General features: G+C 76.7%; 13 protein-coding genes. 7 read left to right on the top strand and 6 right to left on the bottom strand.

What is annotated here, in order from left to right; all coding sequences use genetic code 11:
* The first annotated feature begins 41 nt into the window (after positions 1-41).
* Positions 42-1,499: a mycothione reductase gene (locus LQU92_RS02695; RefSeq protein WP_230660544.1), complete on the top strand. Its 1,458-nt coding sequence runs from the start codon at positions 42-44 to the stop codon at positions 1,497-1,499.
* Between the two features lie 43 nt (positions 1,500-1,542).
* Here LQU92_RS02695 and LQU92_RS02690 read toward each other — a convergent pair whose 3' ends face one another.
* The 3 genes from LQU92_RS02690 to LQU92_RS02680 form a co-directional block, all read right to left on the bottom strand.
* Positions 1,543-3,414 carry a long-chain fatty acid--CoA ligase gene (locus tag LQU92_RS02690; protein WP_230660541.1) on the bottom strand — a complete coding sequence of 624 codons (1,872 nt, stop codon included), beginning with the start codon at positions 3,412-3,414 and terminating at the stop codon, positions 1,543-1,545.
* A 79-nt stretch (positions 3,415-3,493) separates the two neighbouring features.
* Positions 3,494-3,964 (bottom strand): hypothetical protein, encoded by a 471-nt coding sequence (locus LQU92_RS02685; RefSeq protein WP_230660538.1) that lies wholly within the window; start codon positions 3,962-3,964, stop codon positions 3,494-3,496.
* Positions 3,961-4,833: a carboxylesterase gene (locus tag LQU92_RS02680; protein WP_058858554.1), complete on the bottom strand. Its 873-nt coding sequence runs from the start codon at positions 4,831-4,833 to the stop codon at positions 3,961-3,963. The genes LQU92_RS02685 and LQU92_RS02680 overlap by 4 nt, the downstream gene beginning before the upstream one ends.
* Positions 4,834-5,119: 286 nt before the next feature.
* Between LQU92_RS02680 and LQU92_RS02675 the strand changes: the two genes are divergently transcribed.
* Together LQU92_RS02675 and LQU92_RS02670 are read left to right on the top strand one after the other, a co-directional pair.
* Complete coding sequence (locus LQU92_RS02675; RefSeq protein WP_101852546.1) at positions 5,120-5,983, top strand: 1-acyl-sn-glycerol-3-phosphate acyltransferase; 864 nt, start codon at positions 5,120-5,122, stop codon at positions 5,981-5,983.
* Positions 5,984-6,024: 41 nt separating this feature from the next.
* Positions 6,025-7,416, top strand: a complete 1,392-nt coding sequence (locus LQU92_RS02670) for a class II 3-deoxy-7-phosphoheptulonate synthase (RefSeq protein WP_058858556.1) — start codon at positions 6,025-6,027, stop codon at positions 7,414-7,416.
* A 34-nt stretch (positions 7,417-7,450) separates the two neighbouring features.
* On the opposite strand, the gene pknB is transcribed toward LQU92_RS02670, so the two are convergent.
* Both pknB and LQU92_RS02660 read right to left on the bottom strand, forming a co-directional pair.
* Complete coding sequence (gene pknB, locus LQU92_RS02665) at positions 7,451-9,220, bottom strand: Stk1 family PASTA domain-containing Ser/Thr kinase (protein WP_230660535.1); 1,770 nt, start codon at positions 9,218-9,220, stop codon at positions 7,451-7,453.
* Between the two features lie 53 nt (positions 9,221-9,273).
* Positions 9,274-10,413: a LysM peptidoglycan-binding domain-containing protein gene (locus LQU92_RS02660; RefSeq protein ID WP_230660532.1), complete on the bottom strand. Its 1,140-nt coding sequence runs from the start codon at positions 10,411-10,413 to the stop codon at positions 9,274-9,276.
* A gap of 137 nt (positions 10,414-10,550) precedes the next feature.
* Here LQU92_RS02660 and LQU92_RS02655 point away from each other — a divergent pair, with 137 nt between their 5' ends.
* Complete coding sequence (locus LQU92_RS02655; RefSeq protein ID WP_058859838.1) at positions 10,551-10,937, top strand: Rv2175c family DNA-binding protein; 387 nt, start codon at positions 10,551-10,553, stop codon at positions 10,935-10,937.
* A gap of 90 nt (positions 10,938-11,027) precedes the next feature.
* On the opposite strand, the gene LQU92_RS02650 is transcribed toward LQU92_RS02655, so the two are convergent.
* On the bottom strand, positions 11,028-12,188 hold the full coding sequence (locus LQU92_RS02650; RefSeq protein WP_230660529.1) for a polyprenyl synthetase family protein: 1,161 nt from the start codon (positions 12,186-12,188) through the stop codon (positions 11,028-11,030).
* Positions 12,189-12,396: 208 nt separating this feature from the next.
* Between LQU92_RS02650 and dinB the strand changes: the two genes are divergently transcribed.
* From dinB to mraZ, 3 genes are all read left to right on the top strand, one after another.
* Complete coding sequence (gene dinB, locus LQU92_RS02645) at positions 12,397-13,743, top strand: DNA polymerase IV (RefSeq protein WP_230660526.1); 1,347 nt, start codon at positions 12,397-12,399, stop codon at positions 13,741-13,743.
* A gap of 56 nt (positions 13,744-13,799) precedes the next feature.
* Positions 13,800-14,162, top strand: coding sequence for a DUF3040 domain-containing protein (locus LQU92_RS02640; RefSeq protein WP_230660522.1), 363 nt, complete (start codon positions 13,800-13,802; stop codon positions 14,160-14,162).
* A gap of 730 nt (positions 14,163-14,892) precedes the next feature.
* The gene (gene mraZ, locus LQU92_RS02635; RefSeq protein ID WP_058859840.1) at positions 14,893-15,324 is read left to right on the top strand and encodes a division/cell wall cluster transcriptional repressor MraZ; all 432 of its coding nucleotides are present in this window, start codon (positions 14,893-14,895) and stop codon (positions 15,322-15,324) included.
* The last annotated feature ends 174 nt before the right edge of the window (positions 15,325-15,498 follow it).

The following is a 15,498-nucleotide window of genomic DNA, read 5'->3' as shown; positions in this document are numbered from 1 at the left end:
CGGGCGGGGCCGGGCGGGGCCGCGCACATAGGATGGGCCGCATGCGGACATTCGACCTCATCATCATCGGCTCCGGCTCCGGGAACTCCATCCTCACCGAGGACTACGAGGGCCTGGACGTGGCGGTCGTGGACGGCGGGACCTTCGGCGGCACGTGCCTGAACGTCGGCTGCATCCCCACCAAGATGTACGCCTATCCGGCCACGCTGGCCCGCCACGCGGTGGAGGCCGGCCGCCTCGGGGTCGACGCGCAGCTGGCGGGGGTCGACTGGCGGGGGATGCGCGACCGCATCTTCGGGCGGATCGACGCCATCTCCCACGGCGGTCTCGAGTACCGGAAGTCGCTGCCGAACGTCACCGTCGTCGAGGAGCGGGTGCGCTTCACCGGTCCGCGGACGCTGCGCACGGCCTCGGGGGACGAGCTCACGGCCCGGCAGGTCGTGGTCGCCGCCGGCTCCCGCCCCGTCCTGCCGGAGGTGCCCGGCATCGACCTGCCGCAGGTCCACACCTCGGACACGGTCATGCGCCTGGAGGAGCTGCCGCGGCGGGTCGTCGTCGTCGGCGGCGGGTACATCGGCGCGGAGTTCGCCCACGTGTTCTCGAGCCTCGGCGCGAAGGTCACCCAGGTCAACCGCTCGCACCGCATCCTGCGCTACCACGACCCCGAGATCGCCGAGCGCTTCGCCCGGGAGGCCTCCCGGCAGTGGAAGCTCGAGATGGGCTGGACGCTCACCGGCGTCGAGCCGGCCGCGGACGGCGAGGCCGCCGTCTCGGCCACGTTCTGCGACCCGGAGGACCCGGAGCAGACGATGCGCCTGCCCGCCGACGTCGTGCTCGTGGCCACGGGGCGGCGCCCCAACACGGACGTGCTCGACGCCGCCGCGGGCGGTCTGGACGTGCGCGAGGACGGGCTGCTGGCGGTCGACGAGCAGCAGCGGGCGCTCTCCGGCGGCCGTCCCGCCGAGGGCGTGTGGGCGCTGGGGGACATCAGCTCCCCGTACCAGCTCAAGCACGTGGCCAACGCCGAGGCGCGCACCGTCCAGCACAACCTCCTGCACCCCGAGGACCTGCGGGCCACCGACCACCGGTTCGTGCCCTCGGCCGTGTTCACCAGCCCGCAGATCGCCTCCGTCGGGATGACCCAGGAGGAGGCCGAGGACTGGGCGCTCGAGCACGGCACCGAGGTCACCGTGAAGGTCCAGGAGTACGGGGCCACCGCCTACGGGTGGGCCATGGAGGACCGGACGGGGCTGTGCAAGATCATCGCGGAGAAGGGCACCGGCCGGCTGCTCGGCGCGCACCTGATCGGGGAGGAGGCCTCCGTGCTCATCCAGCCGCTCGTGCAGGCGATGTCCTTCGGCCTCGACGCCGGGAGCATGGCCCGCGGGCAGTACTGGATCCACCCGGCGCTGAGCGAGGTCGTGGAGAACGCCCTGCTCGGTCTCGAGGTCCCGGAGCACAGCCCCCTCGACGCCGCGGCACTCGCCGGCCGCCGCTGACCGCCCGGGGCCGACCCGCCCGGATCGGCCCCGGGCGGGCGGGTCAGGCCCGGCCCGGCAGGTGGACGCCCGAGAGCCGCTCCCGCAGCCGCTCCCCGGTGCCGGGGACCGGGGCGGGCCGGGAGTAGATCTCCTCGATCTCGGCGGCGAAGTCCCGCGCGATCTCCGCCCGCCGGATCTTCAGCGAGGGGGTCAGGTGCCCGGAGGCCTCGGTCCAGTCGGTGCCGAGGACCTCGAAGGCGCGGATCCCCTCGGCCCGGGAGACCGCCCGGTTGGCGTGGTCGACGATCTCCTGGACGTGCGCCAGCACCTCCGGGTGCCGGGCCGCCTCGGCCGCCGGCATGGCCGGGTCCAGGCCCATCAGCTCGAGCCGGGCCGGCAGCACCTCCCGGTCGAGGGTGATCAGCGCCGCCACGAACGGCCGGTCGTCGCCCACCACCATCACCTGGGAGACCAGGGCGGAGGCGCGGACGGGGTCCTCGAGCACGTTGGGCACCACGTTCTTGCCGCCCGCGGTGACGATGATCTCCTTCTTGCGCCCGGTGATCGCCAGCACCCCGTCGTCGTCGAGGGAGCCGAGGTCGCCGGTGCGGAACCACCCGTCCTCGAAGGCCGCGGCGGTGAGGTCCGGGCGCCCGTGGTAGCCGCGCATCACGTGCGCCCCGCGCACGAGGATCTCGCCGTCCTCGGCGAGCCGGACCTCGTTGCCCGGCAGGGGCAGGCCCACGGTCCCGATCCGGCCGACCTCCGGGGTGTTGGCCGTGATCGGGGCCGTGGTCTCGGTCAGCCCGTAGCCCTCGACGACGTAGATCCCGATGCCGTCGAAGAAGTGCCCCAGCCGGGACCCGAGGGCCGCTCCGCCGGAGACGGCGTGGGTGACCTCCCCGCCCATCGCCGCGCGCAGCCGGGCGTAGACCAGCCGGTCGTAGAGCCGGTGCCGGGCGCGCAGGAGGGGACCGGGGCGCCCGGCCTGCCGGGCCCGGGAGAAGGCGACGGCGGTCGCGGCGGCCCGCGCGAAGACCAGCCGCCGCAGCGGTCCGCCCTGCTCGGCGCGCAGCCGCGCCCCCTGGTAGATCTTCTCGAACACCCGCGGGACGGCGAGCACGAAGGTCGGCCGGAAGGCATCGAGGTCCGCCATGAGGTGCTTCACGTCCGGGGTGTGGGCCAGCACCGTGCCGGTGTGCAGCGCGATGACCTCCACGAACCGGGCGAAGACGTGGGCCAGGGGCAGGAACAGCAGCGTGCGCGCTCCCGGGTGGACGATCCCGGGCACCAGCAGGGCGGTGTTCTCGCACAGCCGCACGAAGTTGCCGTGCGTGAGCTCGCAGCCCTTCGGGGGGCCGGTGGTCCCGGAGGTGTAGATGAGGGTCGCGACGTCGTCGAGACCGCGGGAGGCCCGCCGCGCCTCCAGCTCGTCGTCGTCGACCGCGGCGCCGGTGCGCGTCAGCTCGTCGAGGTCGGCGCCGTCCAGGCGCCAGACCCGCCGGGCCGCCCCGGTGTCCTCCCCGGCGGCGTGCACGCGGCGGGCGAGCTCCTCCGTCCCGGCGAACACGGCCCGGGCCCCGGAGTCGGCGAGGATCCAGGCGATCTGCTCGAGGGAGGAGGAGTCGTAGACGGGCACCGGGACCGCCCCGGCGTACCAGATCGCCAGGTCCGCGAGCGTCCACTCGTAGCAGGTGCGCCCGAGGATCGCCACGCGGTCGCCGGGCTCGATGCCGGCGGCGACGAGCCCCCGGGCCAGGCCCCGCACCGCGGCGTGGACCTCCTGCGCGTGCACGGGCCGAGAGGTGCCGTCCGGGGCGAGGACCGCGTAGAGCTGCGGGTTCTCCGGGCGGGCGGCCTGCGCGAGCAGGAAGTCCGTGACGGAGCGGTGCACGGGCGGGTCCACGAACGCGTCCGTGACGACGTGGTGCATGGGGGGCTCTCCTCGGCTGCGGGCACTGGGACGGGGCGGTGCTGCCGCCAGTCTAGTGAGCGTGCCCGCGGCGGCCGGCTCAGACCCGGGCGCCGTCGTCGAGGTCGTCGCGGTCCTCGGGCAGGGACCGCAGCAGGTGCCCGATCGCGACCAGCACGGCCGTCAGCCCGGCCCCCGTGACCCACCCGGGCAGGGGTCCGGGGAGCAGGGCCAGGACCACCAGCAGCACCGGCACGCCCACGAGCACCGTCCACGCCAGCAGCGCCCCGCGGCGCATGCCCCGCACCACCGGGCCCGGGTCGGGGGAGTAGGGGGCGTCCTCCTCGTCCGCCGCGGGCGCGCCCGGGACGGCCTCGGGGCCGCGGCCGTCCCGGACCGGCCGCTCCGGGACCGGGTCCCCGGGGGCGTCCCCGAAGACGGCCTGCTCCGGGGAGCGGTCCCGGGCCCCGTCCAGGTGCCGGTCCCCGGCCCGGCGCACGTCCTGGAGCTCCGCCACGATCCGGGCCCACTCGTCGTCGGGGTCGGGCCCGCGGCCCGTCGTCCCGCTCACCGGGCGCCCCCGGCGACGGGGCCGGCCCGGTCCACCGGGCCGGCCCCGGACAGCGGGCGCCCCGTCACCGGGTCGGTCCCCGCCACGAGGTCCGCCACGAACCGCTCCGACCGGGCGTGGACCACGTCCGCGTCCCGGTCCAGGGTGGCCACGTGACGGCTGCCGTCCAGCCGGACCAGCTCCACGCTGCCGCCCACCGACCGGAGCACGTGCTCGTGCGAGCGGTCGGAGACCACGCCGTCGGCGCGGGAGCGCAGCACCAGCACGGGCACCGTCACGGACGGCAGCAGGCGCCGGGTGCGGACCATGAACCGCCCCAGCTGGGCCACGCCGGCCACCGGGGTGCGCGGATAGGCGTGCTCGGTGACCCCGGGCAGGGAGATGTCGTCGCCCACGGCGGGGACCGAGGGCACCAGCCGGTGCAGGGCGGGGGCGAGGCGGGCCGTGCGGCTGACCACCGACAGGGCCGGGTTGAGCGCCACCACGCCGTCCACCGGCAGCAGCGCCGCCAGGTGCAGGGCCAGGGCCCCGCCCATGGACAGCCCGCACACCACGACGACGTCGTGCTCGGCGCGCAGCCGGCGCACGTGCGCCGCCGCGTGGTCGCGCCACTGCTCCCAGCGGGTCCCGGCCAGGTCCTCCCAGCGGGTGCCGTGCCCCGGCAGCAGGGGCCCGCTCACGTGCACCCCCGCACCGTGCAGGGCCCGCCCCCACGGGCGGACGCTGTGGGGCACCCCCGTGAAGCCGTGCAGCACGAGCGCGGCCGCCGGCCCCGCGGCCGGCAGCTCGAAGGGCTCGGCGGGGGAGAGCGCCCCGGGCTCCCCGGCGGGGTCCGGGGGGAGGAGGTGGTCCGCGACGGGAGGCGTCATGGCTCCATGATGACAGGCCGCCGGGTCCGGTGGGGGCGCCCCGCCCGGCTCCCGCGCCGTCCGGGCGGGGGACCGCCCGGACGGCGCGCGGGGCGGCGTCTCCGCGGTGGCCCGTGCGCACGCGAGAGGGCCCGGCGCCCGCCGGTCCGGCCGTGCCCGGACCGGGCCCGGCGGCCGGCGTCGCACGGGCCCCGCGCGGACGTGAGAGAATGTGCCCAGCCCGGAGACCGTCCGCGCGGCAGGAGCCCCCGCGGCCGGCCGCCCCGCACGAAGGAGCCCTCTGCCCATGGTCTACATGTTCCTCAGGAGCTACGTCGTCCGCCCCCTGGTGGCCCTCGCCTTCCGGCCCGAGGTCCGGGGGCTGGAGCACGTCCCCACCGAGGGGCCGGCGATCCTGGCGAGCAACCACCTGTCCGTCTCCGACTCGGTGTTCATGCCCGTGGCGGTGCCGCGACAGGTGTTCTTCCTGGCCAAGGCGGACTACTTCAACGGCCCCGGGGCCAAGGGCCGGGTCGTGGCGGCGTTCATGCGCGCCATCAACCAGATCCCGATGGACCGCTCCGGCGGGCGGGCCTCGGCGCGCTCGCTGAGCGCGGGCGGGCGCAAGCTGCAGGAGGGCCAGCTGCTCGGGATCTACCCCGAGGGCACGCGCTCCCCGGACGGGCGGCTGTACAAGGGCAAGATCGGCGTGGCCCGCCTGGCCCTCGAGAGCGGGGCGCCCGTGGTGCCGATCGCGATGGTCGGCACCGACAAGGTCCAGCCCATCGGGTCCCGGCTGCCGCTGCCCCGGCGCGGCACCCGCGTGACCACGATCTTCGGCGAGCCCCTCGACTTCTCCCGATATCGCGGGCGCCAGGGCGAGCACGCGGTCCTGCGCGAGGTCACCGACGAGATCATGCGGGCCATCCAGGCGCTCTCCGGCCAGGTCTACGTCGACGTCTACGCGGCCGAGCACAAGCGCCGGCTCGCGGAGCAGAAGCGCCAGGAGGCCAAGCAGGCCGCCGCCGAGATGCTCGGCACCGCCAAGGACAAGGCCCGCAGCGCGGCGCACACCGCCGCCCAGTCCGCCCGGCACGCGGCGGACTCCCTCACCCACCGCGACTCCCCGGCCGTGCCGGGCGAGGACGCGGCCCGGACCACCGAACCCTGATCCCCCGTCCGGCCCCGCCGGACGAGACATAGGAAGACACGATGCTCGACTTCACCGTTCCCGACGCCCTCAGCCGGTCCGCCGCCCCCGTGCCCTCCGCGGCCGACTACCCCGGGCTCGACGCGTGGCGGGACCTGGCCGCCGACCAGCAGCCGACCTGGCACGACCACCCGGAGTTCCCCGCCGCGATCGAGGAGCTCAGCTCCGTGCCGCCGCTCGTGTTCGCCGGCGAGGTGGACCAGCTGCGCGCCCGGCTCGCGGAGGTCGCCCACGGCCGGGCCTTCTTCCTCCAGGGCGGCGACTGCGCCGAGACCTTCGAGGGCGCCACCGCCGACCGGATCAGCGCCCGCGTGAAGACGCTGCTGCAGATGGCCGTCGTCCTCACCTACGGCGCGTCCATGCCCGTCGTGAAGATGGGGCGCATGGCCGGGCAGTTCTCCAAGCCCCGCTCCTCCGGCGAGGAGACCCGCGACGGGACCACCCTGCCCTCCTTCCGCGGGGAGATGGTCAACGGCTTCGACTTCACCCCGGAGTCGCGCGCCCACGACCCCCGCCGCATGGTGCGCGGCTACCACACCTCCGCCTCCACCCTGAACCTGATCCGGGCGTTCACCACCGGCGGCTTCGCCGACCTGCGCCGGGTGCACGCCTGGAACATGGGCTTCACCACCAACCCGGCCCACGCCCGCTACGAGTCGCTGGCCCGCGAGATCGACCGTGCCGTGAAGTTCATGGACGCCTGCGGGGCCGACTTCGACGCGCTGCGGACCACGGAGTTCTACGCCGGGCACGAGGCGCTGCTGCTGGACTACGAGCGCGCCCTGGCCCGCATCGACTCCCGCACGCACCTGCCCTACGGCACCTCCGGGCACTTCCTGTGGATCGGCGAGCGCACCCGCGAGCTCGACGGCGCCCACGTCGACCTGCTCTCCCGGCTGCGCAACCCCATCGGCGTGAAGCTCGGCCCGAAGACCACGGGCGAGGACGCACTGGCACTGATCGACAAGCTGGACCCCGAGCGCGAGCCGGGCCGGCTGACGTTCATCACCCGCATGGGCGCGAAGAACATCCGGGAGAAGCTGCCCCCGCTGGTCGAGGCCGTCGAGCGCTCCGGGGCGAAGGTCGTGTGGGTCACCGACCCGATGCACGGCAACACGGTCTCCCTGCCCTCGGGCTACAAGACCCGCAACTTCGACGACGTCGTCGACGAGGTGCGCGGCTTCTTCGAGGTGCACGAGGCGATCGGCTCGTTCCCGGGCGGCATCCACGTCGAGATGACCGGCGACGACGTCGCGGAGTGCCTCGGCGGCGCCGACCCCGTGGACGAGTCCTCCTTCGGGGACCGCTACGAGTCCCTGTGCGACCCGCGCCTGAACCACATGCAGTCGCTGGAGATCGCGTTCCTCGTGGCGGGCTACCTCTCCCGCCGCTGAGCGCCGCCCGGACGGGGCCGTGCCCGCCGCTCCCTCACAGGACGGTGAGCACGACCCCGTCCGCGGTCGTCTCCTGGGCCACGACCACGCCCAGGGACACGCCCAGGGGCTCCTCCACGACCACGGGCCACCCGGCGGCCTCGAGCTCGCGCACCGCGTCGGCGACCGGGGAGCCGAGCACCCCGGGGGCCTCCTGCGCGCGGGGCCCGGCGGAGACGGCGAGCAGCACGGACTCCCCGCGCGCCACGGCGGTGCCGGCCGCGGGCTCCTGGCCCACGACCGTCCCGGCGGCCGCGTCCGAGGGCACCTCCGTCCGCTCTCCCGGCTGCAGACCGGCGTCGGCCAGCCGGTCCCCGGCCTCCTCCACGCCCATCCCCACGACGTCCGGGGCGACCACCTGCTCGGGCCCGGTCGAGACGATCAGCACCACCTGCTCGAGGGGACGCGCCGCCGAGCCCTGCGCGGGGTCCGTGCCCACGACCGTGCCCTCGGGGGCCGTCGGGTCGGGGGACTCGCGGACGACGACGTTGCGCAGGCCCGCGCCGGCGAGGTACTGCTCGGCCAGCTCCGTGCCCGTGCCGCGCACGTCGGGGACGGCCACCGGGGCGCCGGGGCCGGAGCCGAGCAGCCAGCCCAGGAAGGCGGCCGCGGCCACCGCGAGCGCCGCGACCGCGAGCACGCCGGCGGTGCGCAGGGGCCGGGCCGGGCGCAGCTCGACCGCCGGCCGCCACGGGTCCGTGGAGCCGGAGGCGCCCCGCTCCTGCCGGTCCGGGCGGCGGGTGCCCAGCGCCCGGGTGGGGTCGCCGGGGCGCAGCACCTCGGTGGCGGTGCTGCCGCCCGGGACGTGCCGGGCACCGAGGACGCGGGTGCTCCCGCCGTCGCCGGGCGGGCGGGCGCCGAGCACCTCGGTGGGGGCGTCCCCGGCGGGCGGGCGGGCGCCGAGCGCCTGCGCGGGGTGCTCGCGGCCGAGGGCGGCCCGCACGGCGCGCAGCTGCTCGAGCATGCGGCCGGCGTCGGCCGGGCGGTCCTGCGGGTCGTGCGCCGTGGCCCGGGCGACGAGGTGCGCGACAGGAGCCGGGACACCGGGGGCCGCGGAGCGCACGTCGGGGACGGGCCCGTCGGCGTGGGCGCGGGCCACGACCAGGGGCGGGCCGTCGAAGGGGCGCCGCCCGGCGAGCAGCTCGAACAGCACCACCCCCGCGGCGTAGACGTCGGAGCGGGCGTCGACCCGCCGGCCCGTGACCAGCTCGGGGGCCGCGTAGCCGACCGTCCCGAGCACGGTGCCGGTGCCGGTGTGCTGGTCGGCCGCCCGGGTCAGGCCGAAGTCGGCCACCGTGATCCGCCCCCCGGCGTCGAGCAGCACGTTCTCGGGCTTCACGTCCCGGTGCACGAGCCCGGCGCGGTGGGCGGCGGCGAGGCCGTCCAGCAGCGCCTCGAGCACGTCCAGGGCCTCGGGCACGGGCAGGGCGCCGCGCTCGCGCAGCACCCGGCGCAGGGTCGGGCCCTCCACGAGCTCCATGACCAGGTAGGGCGTGCCGTCGGGGGAGCGGCCCTGGTCGAGCACGGAGACGACGTGCGGGTGGGACAGCCGCGCGGCCGCGCGGGCCTCCCGGGCGAAGCGCTCGGCGGCTCCGGCGTCCTCGGCGAGGTGGGGGTGCAGCAGCTTGACCGCCACGGGACGGTCCAGCCGGCGGTCGCGGGCGCGGTAGACGGTGGCCGTGCCGCCGCGGGCCAGCCGCGGGCCGAGCTCGTAGCGGCCCTCGAGGACGGTGCCGCTGAGGCGGTCGGGAACGGGATGCTGCACGCGACCAGCCTAGGCCGCGGCGCTGGAGGATCGCTGGGGCCCGGGCGGGCCGCTCACCGGGCGAAGTCCCGGGCGTGGTCCTTGACCGCCCGCACGTACTGCTTGGTGTCCTTGTACATCCCGTACTTCTGCACCCCGTGCAGACCTTGGTAGTACGCGGCGATCGCGACGTCGCGGGAGGGGGCGCTGCGCCCGAGCTGGCGGATGATCGCCACCCCGGCGGTGATGTTGTCCTGCGGGTCCAGCAGGTCCAGCTCCCGACCCACCATCCCGGAGGCCCACTCGCCGGCGGAGGGGATGACCTGCATGGTCCCGACCGCGTCGGCGGGGGAGACCGACCGGTGGTCGAAGCCGGACTCCTGGTAGGCGTGGGCGAGGGCCAGGGCGGGGTCCACGCCCATCCGCTCGGCGGTCTCGTGCACCATCGCCCGCACCTGCTCGCGCGAGGGCGCGGGACGGGCGGCGAGCTCGGCGTGGTGGCGGTTGGCCGAGTCGACGACGGGGTCGTCGTAGGTCCGGCCCAGGAAGGTCCTGCCCACGGCCCGCTCGGGGTCCGGGCGCTGGGCGGCGGGGGGCTGCGCCGCGGCCGGCTCCGGGGCCTGCTGGGGCGTGAGGGCGCCGCCGACGGCGAGGCGCTGGCCGGGCCGCAGCAGCGAGCCGACGGTGAGGTCGTTGTCCTCCAGCAGCTGCTGCACGGCCACGCCGTGGGCCTGGGAGATGCTCCACAGGGAGTCCCCGGCCCGGACCGTGTAGTCCTCGGCCGGCGCGGGGGTCGCGGCTCGCTCCGCGGGGCGGGCGGGAGCGTCCTCGGGGGCCGGGGCGGGCTCGGCGGCGAGCCGGAGGCGCTGGCCCGGGTGCAGCAGCGCGGCCCCCGACAGGTCGTTCCAGCGCATGAGCTCGGCCACCTCGACGTCGTGGCGCCGGGCGACGGACCAGAGCGAGTCGCCGGGGGAGACCACGTGGACCGGCCCGTCCTCGTCGGCGGCACCGGCCGGGTCGGGCGCCGCGGCCACGTGGGCGACGGGTGCCGGCGGGGCGGCGTGCGCGGCCGTCCCGCCCCCGAGGGCGGCCAGGGCCGCGACGGCGGTGGCGGCGCGGGCGCGGCGGCCCCAGGCCGGCTCGGGGGCGCGGGGGGCGGGGTGCTGCGGGGCGTCGTCGGGGGCGGTCGTGTCGCTGTCGGGGGGGAACGGCATGGAGGGCTCTCTGACGCTGATCGGGGACGGCGCGGAAGGCTCGGCGATCTCCGCCCGACGAGCATAGCGTGGCACGCCGCGGGGGCCGGGGCGGCACGCGCGTGCGCGCCCGGCGCCGGACGTGGCACCCTGAGGGGGTGAAGCGCACAGCCGGAATCAGCACCGAGGAGTTCGACCGACTGGACGGGCTCGTCCAGGAGTGGTTGCCCCTGCCCGACGTCGCCGAGCGGCTCGGGCTCGTCGTCACCCGCGTCCACGGCCTCGTGGACGACGGGACCCTGCTCGCCGTGCGGAACCCGCACGACGGGATCCGCCGCGTGCCCGCGGCGTTCCTCGTCGACGACGGGGTCCTGGACCCGCTGCGGGGCACGATCGCCGTGCTGCGCGACGCCGGCTACACCGATGTCGAGGCGATCGGCTGGCTGTTCGCGGAGGACGACTCCCTGCCCGGGCGACCCGTCGACGCCCTGCGCGCCGGGCGCAAGACCGAGGTCCGCCGCCGCGCCCAGGCCCTCGCCTGGTGAGCGCCGCCCGCGCGCACCCGGCGCCGGGGGCACGGCGGCCCTAGGCGCCGTGGGGTGCCGCGCCCCCGGGCGGGCCCCGCGCCGGGTGCCTCAGGCCGCCCGGCGGACCGCGGCCTCGGCCAGCGCCCGCAGGGCGGCCTCCGCCACCGGGTCGGCGCCCAGCCGGTCGAGGCCGGCGGCGGCCCGGCGGCTGAGGTCGTCGATCAGCTCCTCCGTGGCGCCCAGCGCCCCGCAGCCCTCGATGATCCCGCGCAGCCGCCCGACCTCCTCCGCGTCCAGGTCGGGCCGGCCCAGCGCCTGCTCGAGGCGGGCGATCTGGTCCTCGCCGCCGAGCCGGCGCACGAACCCCACGAGCACCGTGCGCTTGCCCTCGCGCAGGTCGTCGCCGGCGGGCTTGCCGGTCGTGGCGGGGTCGCCGAACACCCCCAGCACGTCGTCGCGCAGCTGGAAGGCCTCGCCCAGCGGCAGGGCGAAGGCGGAGCAGCGGGCCAGCAGCTCCTCGTCCGCCCCGGCGAGGGCCGCGCCCAGGGCCACGGGGTGCTCCACGGAGTACTTGGCGGACTTGTAGCGCACCACGTCCAGGGCCCGGTCGACCGCACCCGCCCGGTCCTGGGCCGCGCCGGCCACCTCGCCCTGGACGTCCAGGTACTGTCCGGCCATCACCTCGGAGCGCATCAGGTCGAAGACCTGCCGCGCGCGTCCCCCGCCGGGCAGCGCCCCCGCGGCCGCGGTGAACAGCTGCTCGCTCCAGGACAGGCACAGGTCGCCCGCGAGGATCGCCGCGGCCGTGCCGAAGGCCGCGCCGTCGAGGGCCCAGTCCTGCTCGGCGTGCAGCGCCTCGAAGCGGCGGTGGACGCTGGGGGCCCCGCGCCGGGTGTCGGAGCGGTCGATGACGTCGTCGTGGATCAGCGCTGCCGACTGGAAGAGCTCGAGCGCGGCGCCCGCGCGGGCGACCGCCGGCTCCCCGGCCGCGCCGCCGGCGGCCCGCCACCCCCAGTAGCACAGCCGGGCCCGCAGCCGCTTGCCGCCGGAGGACAGCTGCGCCACCGACTCCAGCAGCGGCAGCGCGTCGGGGGAGATCCCGGCCAGGACCCCGCGCTGGCGGTCCAGGAAGGCCTCGAGCTCCGCGTGCAGCAGCTCCCGGTGCGCGGCGTCCTCCGCCTGGAAGGCCTCCCGGTGCTCCGCCGCGGGGGCGGGCGGGACGGCGGCCTCCGGGCCGACGGTGTCGCGGGGGTGCGAGGGGGACGTCATGGGCGGGTCGACCTCATCTCGGTGCGGCGGCGGGGCGGGCCCCGGGGATCCGCCCCAGCCTAACCAAGGACCTGGGAGCCCGCGCCGGGGATGTCCGGGGCGCTGGCTATGCTGTCCTCGCCCCGGGACCGGCCCGGGCCGGGGCGTGCCGGCACCCGGCCGGTGCACCCGGCCGCCGGGCCGCGCCCCGGAGGAGGACGGAGCAGCCATGACCGAGCAGGACGCCGGGGCGCGCGAGCAGCGCCTCGCCCGCTGGCGCTCGTGCGCGGTCCTGCACGTGGACATGGACATGTTCTACGTGGGCGTCGAGCTGCTCGCCGCCCCGCACCTGCGGGGCCGGCCGGTGGTGGTCGCCGCCGCCGGGCACCGCTCGGTCGTCCTCTCGGCCTCGTACGAGGCCCGCGCCTACGGGGTGCGCTCCGGGATGCCCCTGGCCCGGGCGCGGGCGCTGTGCCCCGCCGCCGTCCTGCTCGAGCCGCACCGGCAGGCCTACGAGCAGGTCTCCCGCCGGGTCATGGCCACCTTCGCCGAGCTGACCGACCTCGTCGAGCAGATCAGCGTGGACGAGGCCTTCCTCGACGTCTCGGGGGCCGTGCGCCGGCTCGGCCCCCCGGTGGGCATCGCCCGCGGGCTGCGCGCCCGCATCCGGGCGGAGCTGGGCCTGACCGCCTCGGTCGGCATCGGCGCGACCAAGACCGTCGCCAAGATCGCCTCGACCCGGGCCAAGCCCGACGGGCTGCTGCTCGTGCAGCCCGAGGACACCGTGGCCTTCCTCGCCGAGCTGCCCGTCTCCGCGCTGTGGGGCGTCGGCGCCCGCACCGCCGAGGTGCTCACCGGGGCGGGCCTGCGCACGGTGGGCGACCTCGCCGCGGTGCCCGTGCCCCGCCTGGCCCGGCTCGTGGGTCCCGCCGCGGGGCACCACCTGCACGAGCTCGCCTCCGGGCACGACCCCCGCCCGGTCGTCCCCGTGCGGGAGGAGAAGAGCCTCGGCGCCGAGGAGACCTTCGCCCAGGACGTCGCCGACACCCGGGTCCTGCACGAGACGCTCCTGCGGCTGAGCCACCGCACCGCCTCTCGGCTGCGCCGGCAGGGGCTGCGGGCCCGGCGCGTGGGCCTGAAGCTGCGCTGGGCCGACTTCAGCACCATCACCCGCTCCCGCACCCTCGCCCAGCCCTTCACCTCCGCGCACGACCTGCACGAGCACGGCACGGCGCTGCTCGCCGAGCTGGGCCGCCGCCCCCAGGCGGTTCGGCTCATCGGCATCCGCGCCGAGCGCCTCGAGCCCGCAGGGGACGCCCTGCAGCTGAGCCTCGACGGGCGGGAGGAGGAGTGGGGCGCGGCGGAGGAGGCCATGGACCGGGTGCACGCGCGCTTCGGCCCGGGCCGGCTCGGTCCGGCCCGCCTGCTGCGGCCCGCCGGGACCCGCGGTGCCCCCGGGGCCGGGTCGGCGGCACCCGCGCCGGGGGCGGCACCCGGCCGCCCCGGTCCGAACTCGCAGGGTGTTGACAGCCGCGTCCGCGATGCCAATTCCCCACCCGACGGTCTATCCTGGTAGCACTGCGGTGCCGGATCAGCCGGGCAGCCCGCAACCGAAGGATGAGGAGGCATGACGTGCCACTGTCCGAGCACGAGCAACAGCTCCTGGCCCAGCTGGAGAAGCAGCTCCACGCGGACGACCCCCGGTTCGCCACGAGCATGGGCTCGCGTGCCCTGAAGGGCGCCTCCACCCGCAACATCGTCCTCGGCATCGTGATCGCGGTCGTCGGTCTGCTGGTCCTGCTGGGCGGGGTCGCCCTGAAGTCCGTGCTGGTCGGCGTCCTGGGCTTCGTCGTGATGGGCGCCGGCGTCTACTTCGCCACCCTGCGCTCCGGCAAGGCCGCCGGCGGCGGGGAGCGCAAGCCGCGGCGCAGCTCGCCGTTCCTGCAGAACCTGGAGCAGCGCTGGGACCAGCGCAACTCCGGCGACCAGCCCTAGACCTCCCCGATCCCGCTCCCGTCCGCGGCGCCGCGGACGGGACCGCACGAGCAGCTCCCCGGCACCGCGCCGGGGAGCTCTTCTGTTGGACGCGACGTCCGCTCCGCCGCCCGTGCGGAACAGGGTCCTCGTGCGGAGCCGGTCGGCCCTCCGGGATCCGGGTGCTCCTGCGCGATCCGGGCCCCGTGTGCCCGGCACCCGTCCGCCACCGTGCTGCCGGGGCCCCTCCGACCCCGGTTCCCGCCCCGCCTCCGCGTCCCCCTCCACCGTTCTTCCCCGGGGTCCTCCACTTCCCACCCCGTGTTCCGTCCCGGGGTCCTCCACTTCCCACCCCGTGTTCCGTCCCGGGGTCCTCCACTTCCCACCCCACCTCCCTCCCCGCGGTGCTCCACCGGGCCCCGGACGGGCGTGCCGCCGTGCTCCGGCCGGGCCCTGCCCGCACCGCGCCCCGCCCGCCGCGCCGTGCCCCCCACACCGCTCCCCGCCCGGTGCCCGGCCGCCGCCGCAGCACCGCGGGAGCGGCCGTGCGATCCGCGGCGGCGGCTCCCACCTGCGGCGACGCCCCGGCGGCGCCGGGGGAGCGGCCTTCGCGACGCCCGGGCGACCACGGCCGGTCCGCCGCGCCGCACCGCCTCCTCGGGCCGCGCGTTCGTTGACCGGGGAGTGAAGTGGAGTAAAGTGGGGCCCAGAAGAGGACCGGGAGAACCCTCGGGCTGGAGAGGCGGTGGGCATGTTCCTCGGAACGTACTCACCCCGCCTCGACGAGAAGAACCGCGTGATCCTGCCGGCCAAGTTCCGCGAGGAGCTGGCCGACGGGCTCGTCCTGACCCGCGGTCAGGAGCGGTGCCTCTACGTCTTCAGCCACCGGGAGTTCGAGCGGGTCCACGAGCAGCTCCGGGCGGCACCGCTGTCCTCGAAGCAAGCCCGGGACTACATCCGCGTCTTCCTCTCCGGTGCCTCGGACGAGGTCCCGGACAAGCAGGGCCGAGTGACCATCCCGCCGCCGCTGCGGGAGTACGCGGGACTCGGCCGGGAGCTGGCCTTCATCGGGGCCGGCACCCGCGCCGAGATCTGGGACGCCACGGCCTGGAACGACTACCTGAACGAGAAGGAGGCCGTCTTCTCCGACACCGAGGAGGAAGTGGTGCCGGGGCTCTTCTGAGCCGCGCGCCGCGGAGCACGCACCCCGGGACCGCGTCCCGGATGAGATCTCCAGCCGCACAGCCGTCACCGTCCTGGCTCACCTTCCCCTGAGCCAGGCCGGGTTCGAGGGTCGGCCAGCGGATGGGGTTCTGATCCTGGACCGCCCACCCCCGTCCCACGGCGTCGCCCGGCG

The organism is Kocuria sp. LUK (assembly GCF_021012935.1).
Taxonomy (GTDB): domain Bacteria; phylum Actinomycetota; class Actinomycetes; order Actinomycetales; family Micrococcaceae; genus Kocuria; species Kocuria flava.
This window is presented reverse-complemented; position numbering and strand designations above follow the sequence as displayed.

Bases quoted from the DNA above. Each gene is read 5' to 3' on its own strand.
- LQU92_RS02650 (WP_230660529.1), bottom strand. From the start codon at position 12,188: ATGACGTCCCCCTCGCACCCCCGCGACACCGTCGGCCCGGAGGCCGCC.
- LQU92_RS02690 (WP_230660541.1), bottom strand. From the start codon at position 3,414: ATGCACCACGTCGTCACGGACGCGTTCGTGGACCCGCCCGTGCACCGC.
- LQU92_RS02675 (WP_101852546.1), top strand. From the start codon at position 5,120: ATGGTCTACATGTTCCTCAGGAGCTACGTCGTCCGCCCCCTGGTGGCC.
- LQU92_RS02680 (WP_058858554.1), bottom strand. From the start codon at position 4,833: ATGACGCCTCCCGTCGCGGACCACCTCCTCCCCCCGGACCCCGCCGGG.
- LQU92_RS02695 (WP_230660544.1), top strand. From the start codon at position 42: ATGCGGACATTCGACCTCATCATCATCGGCTCCGGCTCCGGGAACTCC.
- LQU92_RS02670 (WP_058858556.1), top strand. From the start codon at position 6,025: ATGCTCGACTTCACCGTTCCCGACGCCCTCAGCCGGTCCGCCGCCCCC.
- LQU92_RS02660 (WP_230660532.1), bottom strand. From the start codon at position 10,413: ATGCCGTTCCCCCCCGACAGCGACACGACCGCCCCCGACGACGCCCCG.
- mraZ (WP_058859840.1), top strand. From the start codon at position 14,893: ATGTTCCTCGGAACGTACTCACCCCGCCTCGACGAGAAGAACCGCGTG.
- dinB (WP_230660526.1), top strand. From the start codon at position 12,397: ATGACCGAGCAGGACGCCGGGGCGCGCGAGCAGCGCCTCGCCCGCTGG.